This window comes from Pantoea sp. Cr_R13, assembly GCF_029222565.1.
Taxonomy (GTDB): domain Bacteria; phylum Pseudomonadota; class Gammaproteobacteria; order Enterobacterales; family Enterobacteriaceae; genus Pantoea; species Pantoea eucalypti.
The window spans coordinates 80157-104639 of sequence record NZ_JARHXL010000009.1; the positions used below are offsets into that span (position 1 = coordinate 80157).

Sequence of the window (24483 nt, forward strand, 5' to 3'; positions counted from 1 at the left end):
TGAATTTACGGGACTGGTAAGGTTTTACGTCAGGGCCAAACGCAAAGCGTTCGCAGTCGGGAATGAGGGATGTTTAAACTGCAGTCGCCTTACAGCGCCTGCAGTGATTGTGTTAGCACGTCGGTGATTTCACGAATACGCGGTTCAGCACGACGATAATAGGTCCATTTGCCCACTTTGCTGGCTTCAACCAGCCCGGCACTGTGAAGTGCTTTCAGGCATAACGACGTGGCGGGCTGTGATAAGCCCGCCTTGTCCTGTATGAGGCTGGCACAGACGCCATACTGATCGAAGGGATAGAGCTGGGTATAGCCCGCAAACGCTTCTTCAGGATTCTTAAGCCACTTCAGCACTGCCACTCGGGTTGGATTGGACAGTAACTTCAGGGCATTTTCGGGGGACATGCCGCCTCACAGAGTATCAGGATTGAAAAACAGGATAGTCAGTATAGCCTTTCTCAGTGCCGCCATACAGGGAGGCATTATCGACCTCATTCAGCGGATAACCCGATTTAATGCGCGCAGGCAGGTCGGGATTGGCGATGAATGAACGGCCAAAACCAAACAGATCGCCCCAGCCTTTTTCCAGCACATACTGCGCTTTTTCAGCCGTGTAACGACCGGAATAGATGATCGGAGAGCGGAATGTTTCCCTCAATGCGACGCGGAAACTCTCGGGCATGTCCGGGCTATTATCCCAGTCCGCTTCGGCAATGGAGAGATAGCCGACTTCCAGCTCATTCAGCAGTTGCGCAGCACGGATGTAGGTCGCATGAGGATCGCTTTCAACCAGGCCGAGATAAACGCGCTCTTCGTCAGTACTCGAAAACAGAGGGGCAAACCGAACACCCACGCGATGGCTGCCAAAGACCGAGCTGACGGCCTCAACGACTTCACGCAGGAAGCGCAGACGATTTTCCGCTGAGCCACCATATTCATCCGTTCGCAGATTAGTATGCTCTGAAATAAACTGGTTAATCAGATAGCCGTTAGCGGAATGCAGTTCCACGCCGTCGAAACCGGCTGCTTTGGCGTTCTCCGCTGCCTGTCGGTAAAGCGCTACGATCTCTTTAACTTCCTCTGTGGTCAGTGCCCGTGGCTCGCTGGGTGCAGTCAGTATCCCCGCGCCTGGCCCGGTTTCAATAAATACCCGGACGTTATCGGCTGCGATGGCGGAAGGCGCTACCGGTGGCTGTTTACCTGGCTGAAGTTCATTGTGTGACACGCGGCCAACATGCCAGAGCTGACAGAAAATGGTGGCACCTTCCTGATGTACCGCCTCTGTAACCTTTTTCCAGCCCGCGATTTGCGCGTCGCTGTGGATCCCCGGCGTCCAGGCATAGCCCTGCCCGCGAGGCTCAATCTGGGTGCCTTCGGTGACCATCAGTCCCGCACTGGCACGCTGGCGATAATACTCCACCATCATCTCGCCGGGAATGTTGCCCGGCTGTTCACTGCGACAGCGCGTCAGCGGCGGCAGTACAATGCGGTTACGAAGCGTGAGATCGCCCAGGTTCAGGGGGGTAAAAAGTGACGGCATAACAAAAAGTCCTCTGATGTTTAAGAGGTGTCATTATATTTACACATTTAAATTTGTAAATGTGTAATCTGTGCTTTTGTTCCGGAACCGTTTATCAGGGGTTGGTCCTGCAGACGTCGCACTCAGGCAAGCTGCAGGATCTTCAGAACATTAAGAAGCGTATTTTTCAGTGAACGCCTGCCACTGCTGGCGATAGATATCCAGCTGCTTCAACGCGCCATCAATAGACGGTTGTGCAGCATTGCCGGGGTTCGGCGTTGTATGGATTATTGCCGCAAAGGCACTGAATACAGCGTTCATATCACTGCCCGGATTCATGGCTTTCATCATGCCGTTCAGCTCAACCTGAGGCCGTGCGGTGCCGCTTTCAAACCTTTTGAGATCATCACGTGCACTATCCTGCATGTCGCGAGTGCCATAACGCATAGCTAACGTCAGCGTATCCTGAGCGCCCGACAACATCGCACTATTACGAATAGCCACTTTGACGTTTATCATCTGATCAGCGATGCCCGTTGCCTGTTTCTGGTTATCTCCGGAGACATATTTTTCAATCAGTTTATGGAGCTTAGACTGAGTCAGAGTAAGCGCCATGGCTTCTGCGGTATCGCTGTTATCGTAACGACCCCGCCCCACCTGCCCTTCAGCCAGTACCTGATGTAAGGCAGCAGCAAAGTCATCCATCGCGCTCTGCGTATTGTCAGCCGTCATACTCAGGAGTGGACTCAATGTGCTGGCATCCCAGCTGGTATTGGGATCGTTGAATAAGGCATACCCGAGATTAACGGACGGCCCCTGACCGGATGATTTTAACTCTGCCAGTGCCTTGAGATTTTTTTCCTGTTGCTCAGCTGAGATCGGCTCATCCCTGGCCTGTAGCAGGCACGCTCTTGCCTCGGGGGAGATTACCACCACGCTGGCCGGTAACTCTTTAGCGGTGATACTTTCTTTAATGCTGTCTGATACAGTATTTGGTGTGATGAGCGTGGTTGTATATCCTCTTGCCACGTCTGTGGTAACGCCACTGATTAACCCCATAATGCCCTCTACGGTTTGTCTGGTTGAACAATTAATCGGCAGGATGTAACTAATCTTTACAGTCATATATTCCATCCGTGAGGGAGGCGACTTATTTGAGGTTTAAATATCAGAGCCATTACGACAGGAATTCGCTTCATCATGCTTTCAGAATTTTTAAGTTGAACCTCCAGCAGGTCAGCGCAACCAGACAGGGAATATCCAGAGGAAAAGTTGTGATTAATACACTTTCTTTAGACGCGCTCGGGCCACGCATTTGTATTATGGGGCCGTCGAATAGCGGCAAATCGACCTTAGCGGACGCTATTTCCTACAAAACAGCCTTGCCTGCCGTTCATCTGGATCAACTTCACCATATTCCAGGAACGCAATGGATTCCCAGAGCACCGGCTGAGTTTATGCATTTGCACGCTGCTGCGGTGAGTCAGGAAAAATGGGTTATGGATGGGAATTACACAAAATGTATTGAAGAACGTCTCGCGCGCGCCACAGGATTGATTCTTCTGGATGTAAAAGTGCCAGTGGCGCTGTTTCGGTATATTCGCAGATGCTACTCATCCACGCCGCGAATTGGCGGTCTCGGAATGCGCAAAGAGCATATAACCCTGGATATGCTGAAATATATTATTCTTACTGCCCCAAAGAACAGAAAGCGCCATAAGAAACTTTATGACGATGTCAGACTCCCTAAACTTCTGCTGCATTCTTCGACTGATGTGAATGCCTATATGGAATACTGGGGATTAACGTTTACGAATAACTGACCATGGCTGCTGTTATTAATCCAGTAACGTTAAGCTCGCCAATAGCGCATTCAGCGACTCAACAGGCCCGGTATGATTTGTCTCTGAACGGGTTGTGTCCCAGGGCATCGCGTCATCGGTACAGTAATCTCCGATGCACTGCATATCGGCAGGTTCATTGAGTAAACCCACTGGGATCCAGATATAGGGCCTGTCACGCAGCGCGTTGGGTACGGTCGAACCACAGCTGGAACAAAAATCGTTGCGATAACCGGTCGGTTTACGCCAGGAAGCGATCTGGCTTTCACCTGATAGCCAGCTAAAGTCTGCCTCATTCACCAGCGTTGCAAGATTATAGCCGGTTCCGCTTTGCTTTCTGCAGAGTGAACAGTGGCACCGATAAAAGTGCCTGAGTGTAACGGATAGTTCAAAAGTCACGGTTCCGCAGAGACATGCGCCTTTCATTTTTTTGCCTTGTAAGTCGGGATTCTTAAATTACCCGATCATTTCAGGTTTTAAGCCAGAAGCAAAATTCTATCACTCATCATTAAACGTCACGAGTTGCGGCTGAATATCAGTTTTAACCCTGCCAGACCAAAGCAGCAGGCTAACAGCGCATCGAGTCCCCGACGAATCCGACGGTAAAAGGCGCTCATGACGGCAGTTGAGAACAGCAGAGCATATCCGCCGAAGACAAACATGCAAATGGCCGCACAGCCGCAGATAATGATCGGTAGCGTTGACGCCATCCCCTCCGGCTTCAGTGCAAATGACATAATGGCTACCCAGGTGAGAATCGCTTTAGGATTGCCGATATGCATCAGGATCCCCTGCCGGAAAAGCCTGCCATAAGCGACACGATCATCGCTGACGGTAAAGTCACTTGCTTCCGTGCGGCGTAATGCTGATTTGCCCGCTTTAAACGCCAGCCAGAGCAGATATAAGCCACCGCCGATTTTTAACGCAATCAGTAACTGGGCGAAGGTTGCCAGCACGGTCAGCACACCGCAGGCGGCAAGCAGCGCCCAGATCATTGAACCACTCACGACACCCGCCGCCAGCGCCAGTGCGGCACCTCTGCCCTTTTTCATTGCCGTGCCCATAATGGCCATATTGCTCGGCCCGGGACTGGCCGTGGCGACAAGATAGGTGGTGAAGATCAGGACTAACTCGTGTGAAAGCGCCATCATTGCCTCGGTGATGAGTGGTTATCCGTCTGTTATATCGGCTGGTGTGTGAATTTACAATTCATTCACACGATGTCGTCCAGCCTCCAAAGGATGTCCGCCATCGCATGCGCGCGTTAACTTTCAGGCAGTGATAGTCATGGATCTTTGCGGTCATCCAGACGCAACTGCATAAATGTCAGATCCAGCCAGCGCCCGAATTTATTGCCGACTTCTTTCATGGTGCCCGCCTCCGTGAAGCCCAGCTTTTTATGCAGCGTGATTGACGCTACATTTTCCGATTCAATGCCCGCCACCATCACGTGCTTTTTGCTCTTACAGGCAAGCTGAATTAACGTCCGCATCAGGGCATCACCTATGCCTTGTCCCCGTGCGTTTTTATGAACGTAAACAGAGTGTTCAACGGTGTGGCGATATCCATCCCAGGGCCGCCAGTCACCGTATGAGGCATATCCCAGCACGCTTTCATCGTTGTCCGCTGCCACTATTACAGGAAAACCCGCCTGCTGACGACTGTGTATCCATGCAATGCGGTTCGCGACATCTACCCTGCTTTCATTCCAGATGGCCGTGGTGTTAAGCACCGCATCGTTATAAATCTCAGCAATCACATCAGCATCACTTTCATTAGCCGCACGAATAATCATGGTAGACACCCCTTTGCTCATTCACTAAAGTAGATGAATTGTACACAATGATAGTTATCCATTATGTTAGATGAAATGTCCAGCAAAGAAGATAGCCTGAATATCCGGATCGGATTAAAGGTTAAAGAGGAAAGAGAAAAGCGCGGCTGGTCACTGACTGAACTGGCAGGTCACTCCGGTGTATCGCGGGCGATGATCCACAAAATTGAGCGTGGAGAGAGCAGCCCGACGGCAGTGCTGTTAGCGCGGCTTTCGGGCTCTTTTGACATGAGCATCTCGCAGCTTCTGGCCCAGACCGAAGTTCAGACAGGAACGCTGGTCAGGCACGAAAATCAGCCGGTATGGCAGGATCCTGAAACCGGCTATTTGCGTCGGCACGTTTCACCGGGTGAGATGCCGGTCGATCTGGTCAGTGTCGAACTGCCCGCTAATACCGCTGTGCCGATGCCCGCTATCTCGTATATTTCAAGACGTCAGCTGATATGGGTACTGGAAGGGTCATTGACCTTCGAAGCCGGCTCCAGCACGTATGAAATGGCGTCTGGCGACTGTCTGGAACTGGGCGATCCGGCTGATTGTGTCTTCAGAAATAATACCAGCAAGGCGTGTCGATACGCTGTGATCGTTCTGCGGCCAGTCTGATCCGTTTAATGGCAGACATCCATATTTGATGATGGATTTATAGCGCGCTGTTGCTGAACGGATTATCGCTGTTTAGCCACGTTTATTTAACGATTATTCCCGGCATAGATATCAGGCCGCGTAATCGTCCAGATATAGTTCTCCCGGTTAACGGGTTCATAACCGAGCTTTTCATAAAGCCAGGGCGCTGTAGTCGTACAGAGCAGGATTCTGCGCAGTTTTATGAAAACCGGATGGTCATGAACAGACTGCATGAGCCATCTGCTGAGCCCTTGCCCTGATACGCTTCCAGAATATAAACATCACACAGGTAAGCGAAGGTTGCATAATCGGTAATCAGCCGGGCAAACCCTATTTGTGACTCATCATCATAGACGCCAAACGTCAGGCTGTTCTCTATCGACACGGCGACAGTATTCATGTCGATGCCTGCCGCCCAGGTTGAGCGCGTCAGATACTGATGGATAGCCTTTTGGTCTAATTTTTTCTTGTCGGTACTGATCAGATAATGGTTATGGCGCCACTCAAATATTGTATTCATCTTCGATCCTTTACCCTGATGATTGACTGACAATATCAGCTTTAACATCAGATATAACATGACGATATGAGTAAGGGATCAGGGCAGAAGATATTTTAACGATGAGGCTGGCGGGAAAAGATGAGGCGCAGAAGATAGGTAGTAGCGTACTTTTAATGCTGACACGTATTCCTGTGCAAACCCACTCCCAGCACAGGGAATAATACTCAGTCCGACTTTTGGTTTCTCACTAGCGAATCGCCAGCCGGACCGAGCCTGCTCAGGAAAAGTTTATTTCCCCAGAATCTCTCTGCGGACAATCTCTGCGCCGGCACTCAACGCATGCAGTTTGCCATTGGCCACCTGACGCGGCAGCGGGATCATGCCGCAGTTGGTAGAAGGATAGAGATTTTCAGCATCCACAAACTGCAGCGCCTTGCGCAGCGTATTTGCCACTGCTTCAGGTGTCTCAATTTCATGGGTTGCCACGTCGATAGCACCGACCATGACTTTTTTACCGCGAATCAGCTCGATCAGGTCCATCGGAACGCGCGAGTTCTGACACTCCAGTGAAACGATATCGATAGCCGAACGCTGAAGTTTTGGGAATACCTCTTCATACTGACGCCACTCTGTACCCAGCGTTTTCTTCCAGTCGGTATTCGCCTTAATGCCGTAGCCATAACAGATATGAACGGCGGTTTCGCACTTCAGACCTTCAATGGCACGCTCTAACGCAGCAATACCCCAGTCATTCACCTCATCGAAAAAGACGTTAAACGCAGGCTCATCAAACTGAATGATATCCACGCCTGCTGCTTCTAACTCTTTGGCTTCCTGATTCAGGATTTTTGCGAATTCCCAGGCCAGCTTTTCGCGACTTTTGTAGTGATTGTCATACAGGGTATCGATCATCGTCATCGGCCCCGGCAACGCCCACTTGATAGGACGATCGGTCAGTTTGCGCAGGATTTTCGCATCTTCGACAAACACAGGCTTCTGACGTGAGACTTCACCCACCACGGTCGGGACGCTCGCGTCGTAACGATTACGGATGCGGACCACTTCGCGCTTTTCAAAATCCACACCGCTGAGGTGCTCAATAAATGTCGTCACGAAGTGCTGACGGGTCTGCTCGCCATCACTGACGATATCAATACCGGCACGAACCTGATCGTCCAGACACAGACGCAGCGCATCTCTTTTGCCGTCAACTAACTCATCATCCTGCAATTTCCAGGGTGACCAGAGCACCTCTGGCTGCGCAATCCATGAAGGTTTAGGCAGGCTGCCCGCGGTGGATGTCGGTAATAAGGTTTTCATAGCAGGTGACCTTCTGGTTTTAATTAATCAAAGAACGAATTCAGCAGACCATTGTGCGAGAAGTGTCTGATTAGGCTTGATGAAATGCGCCTCAGTAAACCTGCCCTGCTCGACGGCCAGTCGGCTGCGCTCTTCGCGATCGTAAACAATGCGGGTTAATGAATAATCCTGATGCTGCAGCGTGGGTTGATAGCACTGTCCGGCTGCAGAATTGGCGTTATAAATTTCCGGGCGATAGATTTTCTGGAACGTTTCCATGGTACTGATGGTGCTGATCAGCTCAAGATTGGTGTAATCGCTAAGCAGGTCGCCATGGAAGTAGAAGGCCAGCGGCGCAACACTGCCCTGCGGCATGAAGAAGCGTACTTTCAGACCCATTTTTCCGAAGTAAACGTCAGTCAGGGAAGGCGCATCCTGCTGATATTCGATGCCCAGTACCGGATGATGGTTACCGGTGCGCACGTAGGTGTTTTTGCTCGACACGCTCAGGCAGATAACCGGCGATTTACTGAAGCTCTCTTTATAGGCCGCTGAGTTAACAAAGCTTTTAAAAATATTGCCGTGCAGCTGACCAAAATCATCCGGCAGACTGAACTCTGACTGGCCTTTATTGTGCTCTGCAAGCACGACACTGAAATCATAATCACGCACATAGGATGAGAAGTTGTTGCCGACAACCCCTTCAATGCGCTGACCGGTTTGATGATCCACGATGTGCGTTTTAAGAATTTCAATCGCCGGGAACAGCTCGTCCGAACTTTCCGGGCGAAGATTCAGCTCAGCAGAAATAATCTCAAGTTCTACAGAATAACGATCGCTTTTAGGATTGTCCCAGTGCGCCAGCGCGTTGAAACGATTGTCGATCATCGCCAGAGCGTTATGCAGATTTTCCTGACGTTTTTCGCCGCGCGCTAAATTAGCGAAGTTAGTCGTCGCCCGCGTATTTTTCGAAGGATTATAGTTTTCGTCGAAACGAATGCGCTTGAGGGTAAAGGCTAAATTGTTCATCGCTATCGGGTATCCTGGTCGCTGAGATGAATGGTTGTTTTAAGGGTTTATCCAGCGTTGCTATCCCTTTACAAGCATTCATATGACTCAAAGTTATTAACAATTCTTACTTTATGCCTCAACGCCGGGTTGAAAAAAAGTGATTAAATTTCAACGAACATGAAGGAAATTCATGTTGAGGTGGGGAAGTGGGGATTTTTTCATGACAAAAGCGAGGCTTTTAACGCCGGTGGGTTAAATCCGTGCATAAAAGCCTCGCTGCAGGCGGGTTAAGCTGGCAGCTAAATTTTATAAAAATTATCGCACATCACTTTGTGCGCGCCTGATTTGATCGAAAGCCTGCTGGCCACCTCTTTCATCAGTTTACCCAACCCACCGTCACACGTTGTCTGCGTCAGGCGTGATGCGGGCCCGGTCAGTGCCAGCGCCGCAATCAGTTTGTCACCTTCGCCAAACACCGGTACTGAGAACGCCGCGATATGCGGATCGCGTATACCTGACGTGAACAGGGGAAGCATAGGCGCAGTGTCAAACAGAGGTTCATTCAGACCCCAGTAGCGAAGCACCTGTCCGATAGCAGAATTATCCAGCGGCAGAAAGGTGCCCGGCAGGCGCGTTTCGCGTAAACCTTCCGATGGCTCGGCTCTGAAAAGGCAGAGTCGTTGCTCATTTTCAATCACATACCATGAGGCACTTTCGCCCGTCGCGGTCGCCAGTGCATGCAGTTCAGGCTGAACAATACTCGCCAGATGGAAGGACTGCTCATAGAGCTTGCCCAGATAAAGCAGTCTGGGCCCCAGAGTGTAAACGCCATTGTCGCGGCGAATCACATAGTTCATGCGCTCAAGTGAGTTCATCAGGCGATAAACCGTCGTTTTATGGTAGCCCGACAGCTGCGCCAGGGCGGTAAGCGTCAGCGACTCCTCGCCAGGTTTGAAACAATCCAGCAGCGCCAGCGCTTTTTCTACGGCAATTACGCCTTCATTCCCCATCGGTACGTCCTCCTGTGTGCGACGGCAGGCAGTTTACCGCGCAATTTGTGATTCACATCGTATTTACATCACAAATGAACGCTTAACACTGGTGCGATCGGAATTAACATAGATATAGTTGTTTTATATTGTACAACCTGATTGTACCTGGTAAAACAAGTGAGGAATGATTTATGCCTAATGCAGAGAATACCTTCATCAATCGCGACATCATCCGTGTCGCGCCAGAGCTCGTAAAACAGGCTGCTCAGTATCAGGCAGCGATACTCGCTGATGTTGCCGGACGACGAGGAACGCTGCATGGTCGCGTTAAACCTGTCTCCCCCACGATGAAAGTCGCCGGACCGGCGATTACCGTTGAAGTCAGGCCAGGCGATAACCTTGCCATTCACGCCGCACTGGCAATTGCTCAGCCAGGTGATGTGATTGTTGTCGATGGCAAAGGCGATATCAGCTGTGCCTTAATCGGTGAAATTATGTCCACTCAGGCTGAAGCTTCTGGTATCGCCGGAATCATTATTGATGGTGCGGTGCGTGATGCCGATTCTTTGAGCGCAAACGGATTCCCGGTTTTCTCTGCAGGCTTGAATCCCTGCGGCCCGACTAAATCTGTTGCGGGACGGGTTAACTTCCCTGTTTCTGTGGCGGGCGCAGCCATTCAGCCAGGCGATCTTGTCATTGGTGATATTGATGGCGTGGTGGTTCTGCCGCGTGAAGCCGTTCCCGAGCTGCTCGAACTGGCCCAGAAAAAACTGGATTTTGAGACCGGCCGCATTGCAGCCATTCGTGATGGCGACCTGCGCGCACCCTGGTTAGAGAAATCGCTTCAAATCGCAGGCATGCTGCACGAGGGGGAGACACTGTGATGACAACCTCATCTCCTGTCATTCTGGTGACCGGCAATGATCTGGCACCGCAGGCGCTGAACCTGCTGACTGAATTCCGCATCGTTTATGCTGGCAAGCAACCCGACGAAGACACGCTGTTCCAGCTCTGCCAGCAGCATAACCCGGTGGCGATTATCGTCCGCTACGGAAAAATCAACGCCCGCATCATGGATGCCGCACCTGCCCTGCGGGTGATTTCCAAACATGGCAGCGGTATTGACGTTATTGATCAAAAAGCAGCAGCAGAACGCCATATCAGTGTCCAGTCCGCGCCGGGGGCCAACGCAGCGGCAGTGGCCGAGCATACATGGGCGCTGATTCTGGCCTGCGCCAAATCGGTGATAACGCTGGATCAGCGTATGCGTCAGGGATACTGGGATAAATCCACCCATAAGTCCATTGAGCTGGAAGGCAGAACACTGGGACTGGTGGGGCTGGGCGCAATTGGTGGTCGCGTTGCCCGCATTGGCCGGGCTTTTGGCATGAAGGTGCTCGCCTATGATCCCTTTGCCAAAACCTTCCCTGATGAGTGTGAATCATCCTCACTTGACGATCTGCTGCAACAGTCTGATGTCATTTCGCTGCACTGCCCGCTCACCGAACAGACGCGCCAGATGATTAACGCAGAGAAACTGGCGTTGTTTAAAAAAGGGGCCATTCTGGTTAACACCGCACGCGGCGGACTCATTGATGATGAAGCGCTGTTAGCGGCGCTGACGAATGGCACCGTGGCCTGGGCAGCACTGGACAGTTTCCAGTCAGAACCCCTCACGGCCCCACATATCTGGCAGAATGTTGAGAACGTAATTCTGTCGCCACACATCGGCGGCGTCAGTGATAACTCTTACGTGAAGATGGGCACTGTTGCAGCACGTAACATCCTGGATGTTCTGGCGGTAACGCTTAAGGAAGGAAGTCCAGCAGCGTAATTCTGAGTTTCAAAGATTAGACATGACTCACTCAGTGCTGTATCTCATCCTTAAGGCACTCATTAGATTTAGGCTAAAAGGATGATAAGGATGATTTCTAAGGAAAACGCAGAGCACTATGTATGGGGTGAAGAATGCGACGGCTGGTATCTGTTAAATCGCCAGGATATGCTGGTCATTCATGAAAAGATGCCACCAGGCACGTCTGAAAAACGCCACTGGCACGCCGTCTCAAGACAATTTTTCTTTGTACTCAGTGGTGTTCTTACCATGGAGTCAGAGGGTGAGAAACATGACATCAAGGCTCAGCAAGGACTCGAAATCCCGCCGGGAGCAAAGCATCAGGCCAGAAATGACACCGGGTTTCCGGTGGAATTTCTTGTGATTTCGCATCCATCAACCCGTGGCGATCGTTCTGACCTCCCTGAAAACGGCTGAAAACTCATGAAAGCGTGCTATCGATTATCTTCTCTTCAGGTCAGCGTTGTGAGGATCTGATTAATCTTCAGTAGCCAGTGTTCTGAGGGGGTCACCGTGCAGAGAATAACTCACGATACTGTCGTTGATCTTTCCGCCGAGTGACTGATAAAAACGGTTTGCCCGAAGGTTGGATTTTTCTGCGTTCCAGCTCAGGCTGAGACACGCCTGCTTAAGGGCAAGTTGCGCCATAAACTGCATGAGTGATTTACCAATCCCTTTTCCTCTCTCATTTTGAGAGACGAAAAGTTCTTTGATGTGAAACTCACCGCTATACCGGGGAGAAGGATAAAGAATAGTGCAGCAGGCCAGCCCAACGATGAGGGTACCACAGCGCGCCCTGATGACCTGTGTGCCAGAGAATGTGCTGAACAGTTGAGTATGAAGATAGTTTTTCAACAGTGACTCATGAATAATTCCTTTACCGTAATAATATTCTTCCATTTCAGTAAAAATGTTCACCATTGATTCCCATTCCTCTGGAGGACACAGTTCTGCAGTTACTTCCACACCTATTCCTTTTTAAAAATTAACGACCCCGGTCATGGGACGGTGTCTTTATTAAGCCGTACACCCTTCCTGTAAACCTGATCAATGAGAATACATCCGCAATATGCAGAGACGTTCATTCCACCCGAGGAATCACGTTACTGACCCATTTAATTTTATCACGGCATGAGTGTGTTATTGACAGCATAAATCCTGCACTTCACATTCGCGGTATGCTCATACATCTGACAGTTGCTAAGCGCCCTCGCAGCAGCATCTTCCGTTGTGCGCGCCCGGTAAGACACTCCCCAAACACCTCTGACATCGGTAGCAAATGCTTTTTCATAAAGCTGTGCAGATTCATATTTTCTGAATGCTAAGGTTCCTGAGGCGCTATTGAGAGTCTGCGGCAGAGGCAGTCTTTCAATACGTGTCGCCACTATCGCCTTGTATGCCAACCGCTGTTTCTGAAGAAATTCAGCGACAGGATGCCACCAGTAATCTTCAGGTGCGGATTCTATAAAAGTATGACCGTTAGCATCATAAGGTGGCATCACGATAAAGCTGGCGAGACCACCTGCTGAAGTATAAGAATGGAAAAAAGAGATGCCGGTGAAAGGCGGGAATAATTTGTCGTTTTGCGAATAGAGCCAAAGCGAAGGAATGCGCGAAGTGGCGCCCATGGAAGCAAAGCTTTTAAGTAACCCGGCTCTGTCACACAACGACCCACCCTTTCCGGCACCCCGCCCGCCGTCAAAGTTGATGATTGCCTGAACACCTTTTGGCTGGCGGGCCCCCGTAGCCAGGACGCCAAAACCACCCGCTGACATCCCGGCGAGAATGGCTGAATGATGGGATGCCCAGGGCTCATGCCTGATAGCGTTGAGCGCTCCCAGCAGGTCTTCAGCATCCCTTTTTCCGGCAAGATCATGCCGCGGCTCAACACAGGTACTGCCGGTATATTCAGCACCGCCGCTTGAATACCCGTAACCTTCACGCATAACGACCACCGCCGCATAGCCGTGCCGGGCGAATGCCAGTGCCATTCCTGACATCCAGTTCGGGTTCATTTCCAACCGATCGAACTCAGCCGTCTCCGCCGTGCCATGGGTGATAAGGGCAACAGGCCAGCGTTTATCTCCGGCGGGTCGCGTCACGAAAGCTTCCAGGAGTGCTGGCTTACCCTCTGGCAAAGTCACAGGTAGCATGAGTGGCTCTCTGACAAGACCGTTAATCTGCTGGTTTTCTTCAGCGTTAACCGCGTTCGCATCGGGTATGGAAACTGCCAGCCCTAACGTCAATATAACTATAAGCCCGCATGCTGAATGATTCAGAGAGGGTGTAAACACGTTTAGCGGCTCCGTATGTCCGATTATATTGGATAAACTAGCCTGAGATTGTTTAAGTCAGTAGCGATGAGAAAAGGAATTTTCTTGTCAGATTGTTACTGATCACTTCCTGGACGAGGATGAGTGTTATATCGTTTTGTAGTCGTTTCAGCGCAGGTTCATGTGCACTTCTCTCAGACTTTTTAAAACCAGCCAGAAGGATGTGCAGCAGTATTGTGTTGCTGGTTTCATCATGCACTTTAGCGTTGAGGCTATCAGGCAGTTCTCACTGGTTGAGGTGTCTGCAGCAAGCGGCGCGTTAGTTACGGGGATTAAAAGCCGGGCGGTGTGACCAGCAGACATTTTGATTAATGTCTGCTGGCCTGGTGAGATTATTTTCCGACTGGCGAAGCGTTATTCTCAACGTTAATCGCCGACTCTTTTTTACGGCCCATGACCAGCACAGCGATACCTCCAGCACCGCAGAGGATAGCCAGTGGCACCATGGCAAGAGTATGACTGCCGGTTGCCTGATTAATAATGCCGTAAACGTTAACCATCAGTCCTCCCCCAATCAGATTGGCCACCGCGCCGATTGCAGCAAGGCCCGCAGCAGCGGTAGTGGATGACATCCACCCCGATGCCAGTGCCCAGAAAGGCCCTTTCATCGAATACGCGCCGATCAGAACCAGCGACAGGATGACAACGCTTCCGGTCAGACTATTGGTGATGAAGGCGGACAGCAAACCACCCGCAATCAGAAACAGCGTCAACGCGGTGTGCCAGCGACGCTCGCCGCTGCGGTCAGAACTTCTGCCCCAGACAATCATAAGAACCGATGCCAGACCATATGGAATTGCGTTGACCAAACCGGTGGTCAGGTTATCCAGACCAAACGATTTAAGCAGTTGCGGAGACCAGACGCTTAGCGTTGAGCCCGCCGCAGACGCACCTGCATAGATCAGCGCCATTACCCAGATATGTTTGTGACGCAGCAATTGCCAGAGAGAGATGTGACCAATGGCTTTCTTCTTCGCATTTTCAGCTTCAAGGGTGCTGTTCAGCCACGCTTTTTGTTCCTCATTTAACCAGCTGGCACTGGTGGGACGATTGCTTAATACGAAGAAGGCCGCAATCCCCAGAATCACCGCAGGAATGCCTTCCAGGATGAATAGCCAGTGCCAGCCACGCATGCCCAGCCAGCCATCCAGTGACAGAATCAGACCAGAAATTGGCGATCCAACAAAATTCGCTGCAGGAATAGCCACCATGAAAGTCGCAATCACGCGGGCACGGTACTTACCGGGGATCCAGTATGTCAGATACAGAATCACGCCCGGGAAAAATCCTGCCTCCGCGGCCCCCAGTAGAAAGCGCAGTACATAGAGGGTATTGGCGCTCTCTACAAAGGCGGTACAAACCGAGATGATGCCCCACGACACCATGATGCGGGAGATCCAGATTTTTGCGCCTATTTTCTGCATGGCGAGGTTGCTGGGAACCTCGAACAGGAAGTAACCGACGAAAAACAGACTGCTCGCAAAACCAAATACCGCTTTCGACAGTCCTAAATCTTCGTTCATCTGTAACGAAGCCATACCAATGTTGCCGCGATCGATAATGGCAATCAGATAACAAATAATCAGGAAGGGCAAAATGCGCCAGACCACCTTCTTAACGGTCTGCTGCTCAATATCGGCAGAGAAAGTCGTGATGTGCTGTTTTTCAGACATGATGATCCTCACAATTTTTTCATCACTTAACGCGCTAAGCGCGAAGCGCCTTGTTGTACCTGATACAACATTAATGTACTCAGTAAAACTATTATCACGATAAAAAATCATCTCCGCCGGAAGATGTAATCAGGTTGTGTTATTTGTCACAGAAAAGTATCCATCAGTTTTATTTTATGTGACGGACATGCCGTAAATGAGCAGGCAGTGGGGATCTCTGGCGCTGATTAACGGTAATCGTCAGGAGTGACGCTGATCGTCGCGAAAGGGAAGCAGAGGTTAAGTAACGCAGGCCTGCAGAGGACGGTTAACTGCCATGAGGGTGAGTCGGTTAAATGATGCGGGGCTTATCCCCCTGCTGCTGCGCTGGCGGCGGCCAGAGAAACTGTGCAGCGCTAACTATTTATTATCCCCGCCGCCGCAAGTTGCTGTCCGTTGCCCGCAGCATTCAGGCTGTGCATTCTGGACATCCCTGCAGACTGACGGCCACCGCCGTGGCGTTAAGCGATCAAGCTGATATCAAGGCGACAGGTCAGCCGCACGGCTTACCGCCCCTGCCGCTGACCGTTGGGTTCGCGACTGCCGCCAATCCCGGACAAACTTGCCAGTCAGCCCCTGCCGGCAGGCGGAGCCACCGGACTTTACAGCGTCTTAATGACCATGCCTGCCGCGGCCAGCATCATAATGAAACCGGCCGATCGGAAAAGGCGTCGTTGCGCTTTTTTGCTGGTGAGGAGGTGGCGTATTCTGAGCGCCGCCAGAATGAAAACTGCGCCAATACAGAGCAGGACAAATACGGTTAGCGGCACCAGCATTCCCCCCCACATCTGCAACGAGACATTATCCAGCGAGATCACCAGAGGTAATATCGCCATATAGAAAGCGATGGTCTTCGGATTGCCCAGCGTGATCGTCAGCCCGGAAAACCACGCCGATGCCAGTTCCCGTTTTGTCGCTTTCTGGTTGATGTTTATCGCCTGCGGCTGGTGGCACCAGAACTGCCATGCCAGCACACATAAATAGAGTGAAGCAGCCCAGTTAATTAGCGTAAAAATGGAGGTGTAGTTGTGCGCGATCACCGCCAGACCAAAGACGGCAATCGATAAATAGATCAAATCGCCAAGAATGAGGCCAGCCAGCATCGTAAAGCCGGTCACCAGACCGCCACTGACGCTACGGGCAACTAATGCGGTCATCCCCGGCCCCGGAATGGCGGCCGCGAGTCCCAGTGCAGCCATGTAAGAGAGTATCTGAGCAGTTCCTGACATTGTGATTCCTGTCGAAAGAGAGGGCTAAAAGTTATTTAAGCGTATTGTTAATAGCGGACCGGCTTCCGGCGACGATAGCCCGGGCAAAAACCAGATCCTGCACGGCAAGCTCCACGGAATTTTCAGCGTAAACATGACGATGTGCATCAACATAGGATCCGTTCATTCCTTGTTTCGTTGTTAATATTCATTAGAAATGGTGAATGTATTATGCCGTGGCGGGGCAGAAAATTGTTACCTATATCATTTACCCGATACGGATAATCAGGTAAAAATAACCCTCTAAAGGCTCTCTGAAGAAAGGAGTTTTCGCGCATGGCCCTTAGCCCGACAGATATGAAGATCCTCGAAATCCTGCAGGATGATGCGCGCGTGACGAACCAGGTGCTGGCAGAGAAAATAAACCTTTCAGCCTCGCCGTGCTGGCGCAAAGTCCGCAAGCTGGAAGAAGATAAAGTAATTCAGGGCTACCGTGCTGTACTTGACCGCAAAAAAATTGGTCTTGGCGTGATGGTTTTCATCCGGGTCGTCATCGACAGTCACAGCGAAGCCGAGGCCCGAAAATTTGAAGAGGAAGTGACTGCGCTGGAGGATGTGGTGGCCTGCTACAGTATCGGTGGCGATGCTGACTTCCTCCTGCAGGTGGTGGCGTCAGATCTCGACTCCTACGCCGATTTTGCCATGTCCGTGGTACGCCGGTTGCCCGGCATCAAAGAGATGCAGAGCATGTTTGTGCTGAAAGAGATCAAACCTCTCGTGACTTACCCTATTAAGACAATCTCTGAGTAAATATCAGTTCAGGCGTTTCGCAAAGCACACCGCGTCTTCTCGATTCACGTAGGGCCCATAATTTTCTATAAACTTATAACCCTTTCTCAGATAAAAATTGACGGCCTTATGGTTAACCGATCGCGTTTCAAGCCAGATTTGGCTATATCCCATATAAAAGGCAGAGCTTTCCAGGAAAGTGAGTAACGCGCTACCGATAGCCGGGGAACTGCGATCTGAATACATTCTTTTGAGTTCAGCAATATCTTCGGTTAACAACCTGATTGCGCCGCAACCTACTGCATCACCCTTGCTGTTTCTGGCGAGTACCCATAGCGATCTCTCGTCACCCAAAGAGTCAATGGTGAAGTTACTTTTGCCACTATCACCGGTAATCGCCGCGAGTTCTTCTGACAGTTTGGTTATCAGATGTTGAGACTCTGCTGAACGGGGATCGGCTTTTTCTACTGTTATCATGCTCATACTTTTTTCAGGATTTTCGTCAGGATAAAAGGAGATGAAGCTAAATGCATCAACGACATTCTCCGCACATTCCGATACCTGTACCCGGCTAACCCCGCACTTCGCATCTATAATTCAGTGACTCAGGCCTAAGCACTCACGCCGGCGAGTCGGTTAATCAGAAAATGGGTGTCCGGACTTTGCAGTGTCAGCGATTTACCGTCCCAGAATAATGCCTGCCGGATTCAGACGCCCATCAATTACAGAATTAAGGAAGCCTCATGATCTTTTCTCTCAAAAATCAGGTTGCGCTGGTCACCGGCGCCAGCTCAGGTCTCGGCTATGCCTGTGCTGAAGCTCTCGCCAGAGAAGGTGCCTGTGTGGTGGTTAACTACCACAGTCAGGCGGAACCGGCAGAGAAACTGGTTGAAAACATCCGTGCAGACGGTGGACGTGCCATCGCAGTCAAAGGAGATGTATCGAAAGAAGCGGAGGTACAGAACCTTTTTGACCAGACGATTGCTGAATTTGGCAGACTGGATATCCTGGTCGCAAACTCAGGCCTTCAGAAGGATGCGCCCTCCATTGAGATGACGCTTGAGGACTGGAACACCGTTATTAACGTCAACCTCACCGGCCAGTTCCTGTGCGCGCGCGCTGCGTTGCGACAGTTCCGCAGCCAGGAGCACCGCCCTGACCTCAGCCGCGCGGTGGGAAAAATTATTCATATGAGTTCGGTTCATCAGCTGATTCCCTGGGCCGGACACGTCAACTATGCCGCGTCAAAAGGCGGGGTTGATTTGCTGATGAAAAGTCTTGCACAGGAAGTGGGTGAAGATCGCATACGCGTTAACTCCGTGGCCCCCGGCGCTATTGCCACGGCCATCAACGAGGAAGCGACTCAGGGCGAGGCAGGCAAAGAGTTATTGAAACTCATTCCTTACGGGCGCATCGGTGCAGCTGAAGACGTGGCGAATGCCGTCGTCTGGCTTGCCAGCGATTTATCTGACTACGTTCATGGGACAACGCTATTTATCGATGGCGGAATGAGCCTGTATCCTGGATTTCGCGACAACGGCTGACCGTGAGTCGCTGATTCAGGAGATGGACGGCAGGTTTATATCCATCAGCCAATACGAAATCCGGAACAGGAAGTCCGGATTTCGCACGCCTGCTGCTATAAATTACACGCCAGCAAGCTGAACACTCCCGTCAGTGCGCCGTGTCTTCATACCAGTGGAGCGGAAAAATACGGACTCAATGTTCATCTTCATCTGGCGTAAGCAAACGCGTTCGGCAGACGTCCAGAATTTCATCAGCGAGCCCGGAGTTGGCCGGACAGGCACGCGAAAGCATTATCGCACCCACAAGATGCGCAATGGTATTGATCAGTTCTGCGCGCGTTGCTTTTTCTGATTCAAGAATAGCCAGTTGCCGTTCAAGCCCGGCCGCAAATGTCTCCTGAATGGATTCAGACTGACGGGCTGCATCAGTCCCCAGAGCCGACATGACACATCCCTTTCCCCTATCATCGCGATGCTGTCTGGAAAGATAGTATTCGATAAACGTTTCGCGACTCACACCCTGGGTTTTTTCTGCGGATTGCGCAAAACCGCAGCGCATCGCTTCGGCTAACAGATCAGCTTTCGACCCGAAATGCTTATAAAACCCGCCATGTGTTAACCCTGCGGCTGACATCAGTTCTGCAACGCCTACTCCATCATAACCACGCTCGCGAAAAAGCGCTGACGCGGTTTCAACGACCCGCAACCGGTTTTCACGAACCTGCTCTTTGGACACTTTCATATTTTACCTCCTGACACAGAGCCTGATTATACATTGATGATGATCATAATCAAACCAGTTGACATTAATGATTACGATCATAATCATTAAAAAGCACTTTTGCCCGTTACCTCACCGAGGAATGATCATGACCAATGACGCGCTATTTCAAACTTATGAACTGGGGTCCATCACGCTGGCAAATCGCATAGTGATGGCTCCGCTGACGCGTAACCGGGCCGAAGCAGGTACTGGTGCCGGGCGAACTGGCAGCGACTTACTACGCGCAACGTGCCACGGCAGGATTACTGATAACCGAAGCCAGGCAGATTTCTGAGCAGGCGCAGGGCTATCAGGATACGCCTGGCATCTACACCCAGGCGCAGATTGACGGCTGGCGGAAAGTGACTGACGCAGTGCACGCGAAAGGTGGGCGCATATTTGTACAGCTATGGCACGTGGGTCGGGTTTCACACGTCGATTTACAACCCGGCGGCGCTGCACCAGTCGCACCCTCGGCCATCCGCGCTGAAACTAAAACCTTTGTGAACAACGGATTCGCTGACGTCTCTGAACCCCGCGCCCTTGAACTGCATGAAATAAACGGGATTGTCGCTGACTTCAGACAGGCGTCGGCTAATGCCATTGCCGCCGGTTTTGATGGCGTAGAAATACATGGCGCGAATGGCTACCTGCTGGAACAGTTTCTGAAGGATGGTGCCAACCAGCGAACCGATGAATATGGCGGTTCTGTAGAGAATCGTGCGCGCCTGCTGCTGGAAGTCGTGCAGGCCGTCAAAGATGAGATCGGCGCTGAGCGTACGGGCGTTCGCATCTCACCTGTCTCTCCCGCCAATGCGATTTCATGCAGCGATCCACAGCCACAATATGACTATGTGGCAGACCAGCTCAATGCTTCAGGTATCGCCTATCTGCACGTCGTCGAAGGCGTAACGGGCGGTCCCCGTGATGCAACGCCGTTCGATTACACGTCGCTGCGTCGCCGCTTCAGAAACACCTATATCGGTAATAATGGCTATGACCTGGCGCTGGCATCTGAGCATCTTGCACAGGATAAAGCCGATTTATTCGCGTTCGGCCGCCCCTTCATTTCTAACCCTGATTTAGTCGAAAGACTGAAGACGGGAGCGCCTCTGGCCCCTCTCAATCCTGAAACACTGTATGGCGGTGGAGCACAAGGCTATACCGATTATCCGTCACTAAGCGGTACCAGCGAATAAATTCCTGGGGTGTATCTGCTTAACATACTTCGCCGACGGCGATTCTTACCCACTAACAAAGAAGATAAAATGATGAAAAAACCTTCAGTTCTTATCACCGGGGCATCCGCAGGAATTGGTGCGGTCTATGCAGAACGGTTTGCCCGTCGTGGACATGACCTTGTTCTGGTTGCTCGCGACAAAACAAAAATGGAAGCCCTTGCGAAACGACTGCAACAGGAACACACGATTTCCGTGGATGTTCTGCCTGCCGATCTGACACAAGCGGGTGATTTAACCACAGTAGAAACGCGCCTGCGTGAAGATGCGGGGATAGGTATTCTTATCAATAACGCGGGTATCGCTCAGTCCGGCAGTTTTACCGAGCAAACGCCGGATTCCATGGAAAAGCTTATCGCCTTAAACGTAACCGCCCTGACGCGACTTGCCAGTGTTGCGGCTACCCGTTTTGCCGACGCCGGAGAAGGTTCAATCGTCAATATCAGTTCAATCGTTGGACTCGCCCCGGAATTTGCGATGACGGTCTACGGCGCAACCAAAGCCTTTGTTCTGTTCCTGTCTCAGGGAATGAACCTAGAGCTGTCATCAAAAGGGATTTATATCCAGGCGGTACTTCCGGCGGGGACTTACACCGAAATATGGAATCGCGCCGGTATCGACATCACTAACGCGCCGAAAATGATGGAAGTCGGCGAACTGGTTGACGCCGCTCTGGCAGGCTTTGACCGCCGCGAGCTCGTGACGATTCCGCCTTTGCATCATGCTGAGCGCTGGGATGTGCTGGATACCGCCCGTCAGGGGCTGCTGTCAGACATCAGACAGGATGAAGCAGCAGAACGCTACAAAACGTTGTAATGACAATCACTTCAGCGGAACCCTAAATCGGGGTTCTGCTGAGAGTGAAGCCAATGATTAATCTGCGGCTGCGTCTATTTTCCTGCAGAAAAATCCAAACGCAAACTTAAGGTCATACTCATCATGACACCAATACGTGTAGCACTTGTGACTGGCGCATCTTCAGGAATTGGCGAAGCCTCTGCTAATAAACTTCTTGCGGCGGGTTATCGGGTCTATGGCACAAGCCGGCGTGGTCCGGCGGCAGGTGAACACGCTTTTCCCTTACTGCCACTGGATGTGACGGATGACGCGTCGGTTAAGGCTGCCATTGAGGCGTTAATCCAGCGGGAGGGCCGAATCGACCTTCTCGTGAACAACGCGGGCTTCGGGGTTTCTCCGGCAGCCGCAGAAGAGAGTTCTATTGAGCAGGCGCGGCAGATCTTCGACACCAATTTTATGGGTATTGTAAGAGTGACACGGGCCGTGCTGCCCCACATGCGCCATCAGGGCAGTGGGCGCATTATTAACATCGGTTCGATTCTCGGCATCGTGCCATTGCCCTATGTCGCCCTGTATGCCGCCAGTAAACATGCCGTAGAGGGTTACTCGGGCGCACTTGATCATGAACTGCGCACACAGGGTATCAGGGTCTCCGTCATCGAACCGGCATACATAAAAACGCAGTTTGAAGCTCACAATATAGAACCAGACGCAAAGCTTGAAGAGTACGAACTCATTCGGGCTAAGTTAACGAAGGTGGTCAGTAAGGCAATGGCTACAGCAGAAAGCGCTGAGGTGGTGGCAGAGGTCGTGGTTAACGCGGCGCAGAGCGCACGGCCAAAAGTACGCTATACAGCAGGAACGCTGGCTGCAAAACTCAATTTTATCCGCCGTTTTGCGCCCGCTTCATTGCTCGATAAAGTTGTGCGAAACAGCCTTCAGCTTGATGCGAGAAATGAATGATGAAAACCCGAACGATGAAAGCCTTTACGTTTAAACGCTACGGAAAATCACCTGAACTGGGGTTTGAAGAGAGCGATTATCCTTCTCACGGCGATGAAGAAATCCTGGTGAAGGTGTATGCCGTAGGTCTGAATCCCATCGATAACATGATCCCTGCGGGAACGTTCAAGCCAGTTTTGCATTTTAAGCTGCCCGCTACGCTCGGCAGCGATCTGGCGGGTGTGGTTGTCGCAACGGGGAGTCGCGTGACGCGTTTTAAGCCGGGTGATGAGGTTTACGCCAGCATTTTCGACACCGGTACGGGTTCTCTGGCTGAGTATGCGCGGGTTCATGAAAGTCACGCGGCAATAAAGCCAAAGAATCTGGATTTTGTTCAGGCGGCTGCGCTTCCGATGGTGAGTCTGACGTCATGGCAGGCATTCACAGAGAGAACCTCTCTGCAGCCGGGACAGAAGGTCTTCATTCCAGCAGGTTCAGGAGGCATCGGCAGCTTTGCAATTCAACTGGCGAAACATCTTGGCGCAAAGACAGGAACGACGACCAGTACGGCTAATGTGGAATGGGTCAGTCGGCTGGGTGCAGATGAAGTGGTTGACTATAAAAAACAGGAATTCGAACAGGTGCTGAGGGATTATGATGTTGTTCTCGGTACGCTCCGTGGGGATGCCATTGAGAAATCCACGCAGATCCTAAAACCCGGTGGAAAAATAGTCTCTCTGATTGGACCTTTAGACGCTGATTTCGCGCGAGCCAGACACCTGAACATCGTTCTGCGGCTAATATTGGGCCTGATGAGCCGTAAGATTGTGCGGCTTACAAAAAAACGTGGCCTGCATTATTCCTTTCATTTTGTGCGTCCCGATGGCAATCAGCTCAGCCATATAGCCAGCCTGATTGAAGCGGAACACATTAAGCCGGTGATCGACAGAGTATTCCCTTTCGCCAAAACTCAGGAGGCCCTTGACTGGCTTCAACAAGGTCGCGCAAAAGGTAAAGTCGTGGTTAAGGTTCAGCAGGAATAGCCCCCGAACTCTCATCGAAAACGAAAGATCACTCTGTACGCTGGCGGCAGAGATTGGCATCAGGATTAGGGGTCTGTGAGCGCACTCTCTGCCGGGCACCATCTCCCTCCGCTGTTCGTGCTGTGCTACTGTTGACGCATACCGGGTTTTGCTTAGAGGAGGGTGACATGTCTCCCTTTTATCAATTTAAGGCCGCCAGCCTCAATGGTGAGCTTATCTCAATGAACGACTTCGCAGGCAACGTGGTTCTGGTGGTGAATACCGCCAGCCATTGTGGATTCACGCCCCAATACGCAGGTCTTGAAGACCTCTACAAAAAGTATGCTGCTCAGGGACTGGTGGTGCTGGGATTCCCCTGCAATCAGTTCGGTAAACAGGAGCCCGGCGGAGCCGACGAGATCGCGCAGACATGCCACATCAACTATGGTGTGAGTTTTCCAATGTTCGGCAAGGTAGAGGTTAATGGCAGCGCAGCCCATCCGATTTTTCGGTACCTGAAAGAGGAATTACCCGGCGTGCTGGGTGGGCGTATTAAATGGAACTTTACTAAGTTCCTTATCGGGCGCGACGGCAAACCGATCAAACGATTTGCCCCGACCACCACGCCCGGGAAAATGGAAGCCGCCATTATTGCTGCCCTTTAAGGGGCTGCAGT

The 24483-nt window shown here is 51.3% G+C and carries 26 protein-coding genes and 2 pseudogenes; 12 read left to right on the forward strand and 16 right to left on the reverse strand.

Going from position 1 to position 24483, the window contains the following annotated elements; genetic code table 11:
* Window positions 1-89: 89 nt before the first annotated feature.
* The 3 genes from P2R09_RS04350 to P2R09_RS04360 all read right to left on the reverse strand — a co-directional run bounded on the left by P2R09_RS04350 (window position 90) and on the right by P2R09_RS04360 (window position 2643).
* Window positions 90-404 (reverse strand): helix-turn-helix transcriptional regulator, encoded by a 315-nt coding sequence (locus P2R09_RS04350; protein WP_275767453.1) that lies wholly within the window; start codon window positions 402-404, stop codon window positions 90-92.
* A 16-nt stretch (window positions 405-420) separates the two neighbouring features.
* Window positions 421-1539 (reverse strand): alkene reductase, encoded by a 1119-nt coding sequence (locus P2R09_RS04355; RefSeq protein WP_275767455.1) that lies wholly within the window; start codon window positions 1537-1539, stop codon window positions 421-423.
* Window positions 1540-1689: 150 nt separating this feature from the next.
* On the reverse strand, window positions 1690-2643 hold the full coding sequence (locus P2R09_RS04360; protein WP_275767457.1) for a hypothetical protein: 954 nt from the start codon (window positions 2641-2643) through the stop codon (window positions 1690-1692).
* Window positions 2644-2795: 152 nt separating this feature from the next.
* Between P2R09_RS04360 and P2R09_RS04365 the strand changes: the two genes are divergently transcribed.
* Complete coding sequence (locus P2R09_RS04365) at window positions 2796-3341, forward strand: AAA family ATPase (RefSeq protein ID WP_275768092.1); 546 nt, start codon at window positions 2796-2798, stop codon at window positions 3339-3341.
* Between the two features lie 15 nt (window positions 3342-3356).
* On the opposite strand, the gene P2R09_RS04370 is transcribed toward P2R09_RS04365, so the two are convergent.
* The 3 genes from P2R09_RS04370 to P2R09_RS04380 form a co-directional block, all read right to left on the reverse strand.
* Window positions 3357-3785 carry a GFA family protein gene (locus tag P2R09_RS04370; RefSeq protein WP_275767459.1) on the reverse strand — a complete coding sequence of 143 codons (429 nt, stop codon included), beginning with the start codon at window positions 3783-3785 and terminating at the stop codon, window positions 3357-3359.
* Between the two features lie 89 nt (window positions 3786-3874).
* The gene (locus P2R09_RS04375; protein ID WP_275768094.1) at window positions 3875-4507 is read right to left on the reverse strand and encodes a LysE family translocator; all 633 of its coding nucleotides are present in this window, start codon (window positions 4505-4507) and stop codon (window positions 3875-3877) included.
* 137 nt (window positions 4508-4644) lie between these two features.
* Entirely contained in the window at window positions 4645-5154 is a 510-nt protein-coding gene (locus P2R09_RS04380) for a GNAT family N-acetyltransferase (RefSeq protein ID WP_275768096.1), read from the reverse strand.
* 63 nt (window positions 5155-5217) lie between these two features.
* On the opposite strand from P2R09_RS04380, the gene P2R09_RS04385 reads away from it, so the two are divergent.
* A complete protein-coding gene (locus P2R09_RS04385; RefSeq protein ID WP_275767461.1) occupies window positions 5218-5796 on the forward strand; it encodes an XRE family transcriptional regulator in 579 nt (192 codons plus the stop codon).
* Window positions 5797-5882: 86 nt separating this feature from the next.
* Here P2R09_RS04385 and P2R09_RS04390 read toward each other — a convergent pair.
* From P2R09_RS04390 to P2R09_RS04405, 4 genes and pseudogenes are all read right to left on the reverse strand, one after another.
* Window positions 5883-6337: pseudogene (locus tag P2R09_RS04390) on the reverse strand (GNAT family N-acetyltransferase).
* A 270-nt stretch (window positions 6338-6607) separates the two neighbouring features.
* Window positions 6608-7639 (reverse strand): methionine synthase, encoded by a 1032-nt coding sequence (locus P2R09_RS04395; RefSeq protein ID WP_003851594.1) that lies wholly within the window; start codon window positions 7637-7639, stop codon window positions 6608-6610.
* Between the two features lie 27 nt (window positions 7640-7666).
* The gene (locus P2R09_RS04400; RefSeq protein ID WP_275767463.1) at window positions 7667-8647 is read right to left on the reverse strand and encodes a DUF1852 domain-containing protein; all 981 of its coding nucleotides are present in this window, start codon (window positions 8645-8647) and stop codon (window positions 7667-7669) included.
* A gap of 281 nt (window positions 8648-8928) precedes the next feature.
* Entirely contained in the window at window positions 8929-9639 is a 711-nt protein-coding gene (locus P2R09_RS04405) for an IclR family transcriptional regulator (protein ID WP_275767465.1), read from the reverse strand.
* Between the two features lie 173 nt (window positions 9640-9812).
* On the opposite strand from P2R09_RS04405, the gene P2R09_RS04410 reads away from it, so the two are divergent.
* From P2R09_RS04410 to P2R09_RS04420, 3 genes are all read left to right on the forward strand, one after another.
* The gene (locus P2R09_RS04410; RefSeq protein ID WP_003851600.1) at window positions 9813-10505 is read left to right on the forward strand and encodes a demethylmenaquinone methyltransferase; all 693 of its coding nucleotides are present in this window, start codon (window positions 9813-9815) and stop codon (window positions 10503-10505) included.
* Window positions 10505-11455 (forward strand): hydroxyacid dehydrogenase, encoded by a 951-nt coding sequence (locus tag P2R09_RS04415; protein ID WP_275767468.1) that lies wholly within the window; start codon window positions 10505-10507, stop codon window positions 11453-11455. Before P2R09_RS04410 ends, P2R09_RS04415 begins: the two co-directional genes overlap by 1 nt.
* A 90-nt stretch (window positions 11456-11545) precedes the next feature.
* On the forward strand, window positions 11546-11893 hold the full coding sequence (locus tag P2R09_RS04420) for a cupin domain-containing protein (protein ID WP_275767470.1): 348 nt from the start codon (window positions 11546-11548) through the stop codon (window positions 11891-11893).
* 60 nt (window positions 11894-11953) lie between these two features.
* On the opposite strand, the gene P2R09_RS04425 is transcribed toward P2R09_RS04420, so the two are convergent.
* The 4 genes from P2R09_RS04425 to P2R09_RS04440 form a co-directional block, all read right to left on the reverse strand.
* Entirely contained in the window at window positions 11954-12442 is a 489-nt protein-coding gene (locus P2R09_RS04425; protein WP_275767472.1) for a GNAT family N-acetyltransferase, read from the reverse strand.
* Window positions 12443-12600: 158 nt separating this feature from the next.
* Entirely contained in the window at window positions 12601-13722 is a 1122-nt protein-coding gene (locus P2R09_RS04430) for a CocE/NonD family hydrolase (RefSeq protein WP_275767474.1), read from the reverse strand.
* 419 nt (window positions 13723-14141) lie between these two features.
* Window positions 14142-15482 carry an MFS transporter gene (locus P2R09_RS04435; protein ID WP_140033829.1) on the reverse strand — a complete coding sequence of 447 codons (1341 nt, stop codon included), beginning with the start codon at window positions 15480-15482 and terminating at the stop codon, window positions 14142-14144.
* 641 nt (window positions 15483-16123) lie between these two features.
* Window positions 16124-16750: a LysE family translocator gene (locus tag P2R09_RS04440; RefSeq protein ID WP_275767477.1), complete on the reverse strand. Its 627-nt coding sequence runs from the start codon at window positions 16748-16750 to the stop codon at window positions 16124-16126.
* 315 nt (window positions 16751-17065) lie between these two features.
* Between P2R09_RS04440 and P2R09_RS04445 the strand changes: the two genes are divergently transcribed.
* Complete coding sequence (locus P2R09_RS04445) at window positions 17066-17539, forward strand: Lrp/AsnC family transcriptional regulator (protein WP_275767479.1); 474 nt, start codon at window positions 17066-17068, stop codon at window positions 17537-17539.
* 3 nt (window positions 17540-17542) lie between these two features.
* Here the strand turns inward: P2R09_RS04445 and P2R09_RS04450 are convergent, their stop codons facing one another.
* A complete protein-coding gene (locus P2R09_RS04450) occupies window positions 17543-17995 on the reverse strand; it encodes a GNAT family N-acetyltransferase (RefSeq protein WP_275768098.1) in 453 nt (150 codons plus the stop codon).
* A gap of 266 nt (window positions 17996-18261) precedes the next feature.
* Between P2R09_RS04450 and P2R09_RS04455 the strand changes: the two genes are divergently transcribed.
* On the forward strand, window positions 18262-19062 hold the full coding sequence (locus P2R09_RS04455; RefSeq protein ID WP_187513040.1) for an SDR family oxidoreductase: 801 nt from the start codon (window positions 18262-18264) through the stop codon (window positions 19060-19062).
* 175 nt (window positions 19063-19237) lie between these two features.
* On the opposite strand, the gene P2R09_RS04460 is transcribed toward P2R09_RS04455, so the two are convergent.
* Window positions 19238-19786 carry a TetR/AcrR family transcriptional regulator gene (locus tag P2R09_RS04460; protein WP_275767483.1) on the reverse strand — a complete coding sequence of 183 codons (549 nt, stop codon included), beginning with the start codon at window positions 19784-19786 and terminating at the stop codon, window positions 19238-19240.
* Window positions 19787-19913: 127 nt separating this feature from the next.
* Between P2R09_RS04460 and P2R09_RS04465 the strand changes: the two are divergent.
* The 5 genes and pseudogenes from P2R09_RS04465 to P2R09_RS04485 all read left to right on the forward strand — a co-directional run bounded on the left by P2R09_RS04465 (window position 19914) and on the right by P2R09_RS04485 (window position 24472).
* Window positions 19914-21006 (forward strand): annotated as a pseudogene (locus tag P2R09_RS04465) (alkene reductase).
* Window positions 21007-21078: 72 nt separating this feature from the next.
* Window positions 21079-21861 carry an SDR family oxidoreductase gene (locus tag P2R09_RS04470; protein ID WP_275768100.1) on the forward strand — a complete coding sequence of 261 codons (783 nt, stop codon included), beginning with the start codon at window positions 21079-21081 and terminating at the stop codon, window positions 21859-21861.
* 123 nt (window positions 21862-21984) lie between these two features.
* Window positions 21985-22806 carry an oxidoreductase gene (locus P2R09_RS04475; protein WP_275767485.1) on the forward strand — a complete coding sequence of 274 codons (822 nt, stop codon included), beginning with the start codon at window positions 21985-21987 and terminating at the stop codon, window positions 22804-22806.
* Window positions 22806-23828: an NADP-dependent oxidoreductase gene (locus P2R09_RS04480; protein ID WP_275768102.1), complete on the forward strand. Its 1023-nt coding sequence runs from the start codon at window positions 22806-22808 to the stop codon at window positions 23826-23828. The genes P2R09_RS04475 and P2R09_RS04480 overlap by 1 nt, the downstream gene beginning before the upstream one ends.
* A 167-nt stretch (window positions 23829-23995) precedes the next feature.
* On the forward strand, window positions 23996-24472 hold the full coding sequence (locus tag P2R09_RS04485) for a glutathione peroxidase (RefSeq protein ID WP_275767487.1): 477 nt from the start codon (window positions 23996-23998) through the stop codon (window positions 24470-24472).
* The last annotated feature ends 11 nt before the right edge of the window (window positions 24473-24483 follow it).

Bases quoted from the DNA above. Each gene is read 5' to 3' on its own strand.
- P2R09_RS04395 (WP_003851594.1), bottom strand. From the start codon at position 7,639: ATGAAAACCTTATTACCGACATCCACCGCGGGCAGCCTGCCTAAACCT.
- P2R09_RS04420 (WP_275767470.1), top strand. From the start codon at position 11,546: ATGATTTCTAAGGAAAACGCAGAGCACTATGTATGGGGTGAAGAATGC.
- P2R09_RS04350 (WP_275767453.1), bottom strand. From the start codon at position 404: ATGTCCCCCGAAAATGCCCTGAAGTTACTGTCCAATCCAACCCGAGTG.
- P2R09_RS04375 (WP_275768094.1), bottom strand. From the start codon at position 4,507: ATGGCGCTTTCACACGAGTTAGTCCTGATCTTCACCACCTATCTTGTC.
- P2R09_RS04485 (WP_275767487.1), top strand. From the start codon at position 23,996: ATGTCTCCCTTTTATCAATTTAAGGCCGCCAGCCTCAATGGTGAGCTT.
- P2R09_RS04435 (WP_140033829.1), bottom strand. From the start codon at position 15,482: ATGTCTGAAAAACAGCACATCACGACTTTCTCTGCCGATATTGAGCAG.
- P2R09_RS04455 (WP_187513040.1), top strand. From the start codon at position 18,262: ATGATCTTTTCTCTCAAAAATCAGGTTGCGCTGGTCACCGGCGCCAGC.
- P2R09_RS04370 (WP_275767459.1), bottom strand. From the start codon at position 3,785: ATGAAAGGCGCATGTCTCTGCGGAACCGTGACTTTTGAACTATCCGTT.
- P2R09_RS04460 (WP_275767483.1), bottom strand. From the start codon at position 19,786: ATGAAAGTGTCCAAAGAGCAGGTTCGTGAAAACCGGTTGCGGGTCGTT.
- P2R09_RS04440 (WP_275767477.1), bottom strand. From the start codon at position 16,750: ATGTCAGGAACTGCTCAGATACTCTCTTACATGGCTGCACTGGGACTC.
- P2R09_RS04355 (WP_275767455.1), bottom strand. From the start codon at position 1,539: ATGCCGTCACTTTTTACCCCCCTGAACCTGGGCGATCTCACGCTTCGT.
- P2R09_RS04400 (WP_275767463.1), bottom strand. From the start codon at position 8,647: ATGAACAATTTAGCCTTTACCCTCAAGCGCATTCGTTTCGACGAAAAC.
- P2R09_RS04415 (WP_275767468.1), top strand. From the start codon at position 10,505: ATGACAACCTCATCTCCTGTCATTCTGGTGACCGGCAATGATCTGGCA.
- P2R09_RS04380 (WP_275768096.1), bottom strand. From the start codon at position 5,154: ATGATTATTCGTGCGGCTAATGAAAGTGATGCTGATGTGATTGCTGAG.
- P2R09_RS04410 (WP_003851600.1), top strand. From the start codon at position 9,813: ATGCCTAATGCAGAGAATACCTTCATCAATCGCGACATCATCCGTGTC.
- P2R09_RS04480 (WP_275768102.1), top strand. From the start codon at position 22,806: ATGAAAACCCGAACGATGAAAGCCTTTACGTTTAAACGCTACGGAAAA.
- P2R09_RS04470 (WP_275768100.1), top strand. From the start codon at position 21,079: ATGAAAAAACCTTCAGTTCTTATCACCGGGGCATCCGCAGGAATTGGT.
- P2R09_RS04475 (WP_275767485.1), top strand. From the start codon at position 21,985: ATGACACCAATACGTGTAGCACTTGTGACTGGCGCATCTTCAGGAATT.
- P2R09_RS04450 (WP_275768098.1), bottom strand. From the start codon at position 17,995: ATGATAACAGTAGAAAAAGCCGATCCCCGTTCAGCAGAGTCTCAACAT.
- P2R09_RS04445 (WP_275767479.1), top strand. From the start codon at position 17,066: ATGGCCCTTAGCCCGACAGATATGAAGATCCTCGAAATCCTGCAGGAT.
- P2R09_RS04405 (WP_275767465.1), bottom strand. From the start codon at position 9,639: ATGGGGAATGAAGGCGTAATTGCCGTAGAAAAAGCGCTGGCGCTGCTG.
- P2R09_RS04360 (WP_275767457.1), bottom strand. From the start codon at position 2,643: ATGACTGTAAAGATTAGTTACATCCTGCCGATTAATTGTTCAACCAGA.
- P2R09_RS04385 (WP_275767461.1), top strand. From the start codon at position 5,218: ATGTTAGATGAAATGTCCAGCAAAGAAGATAGCCTGAATATCCGGATC.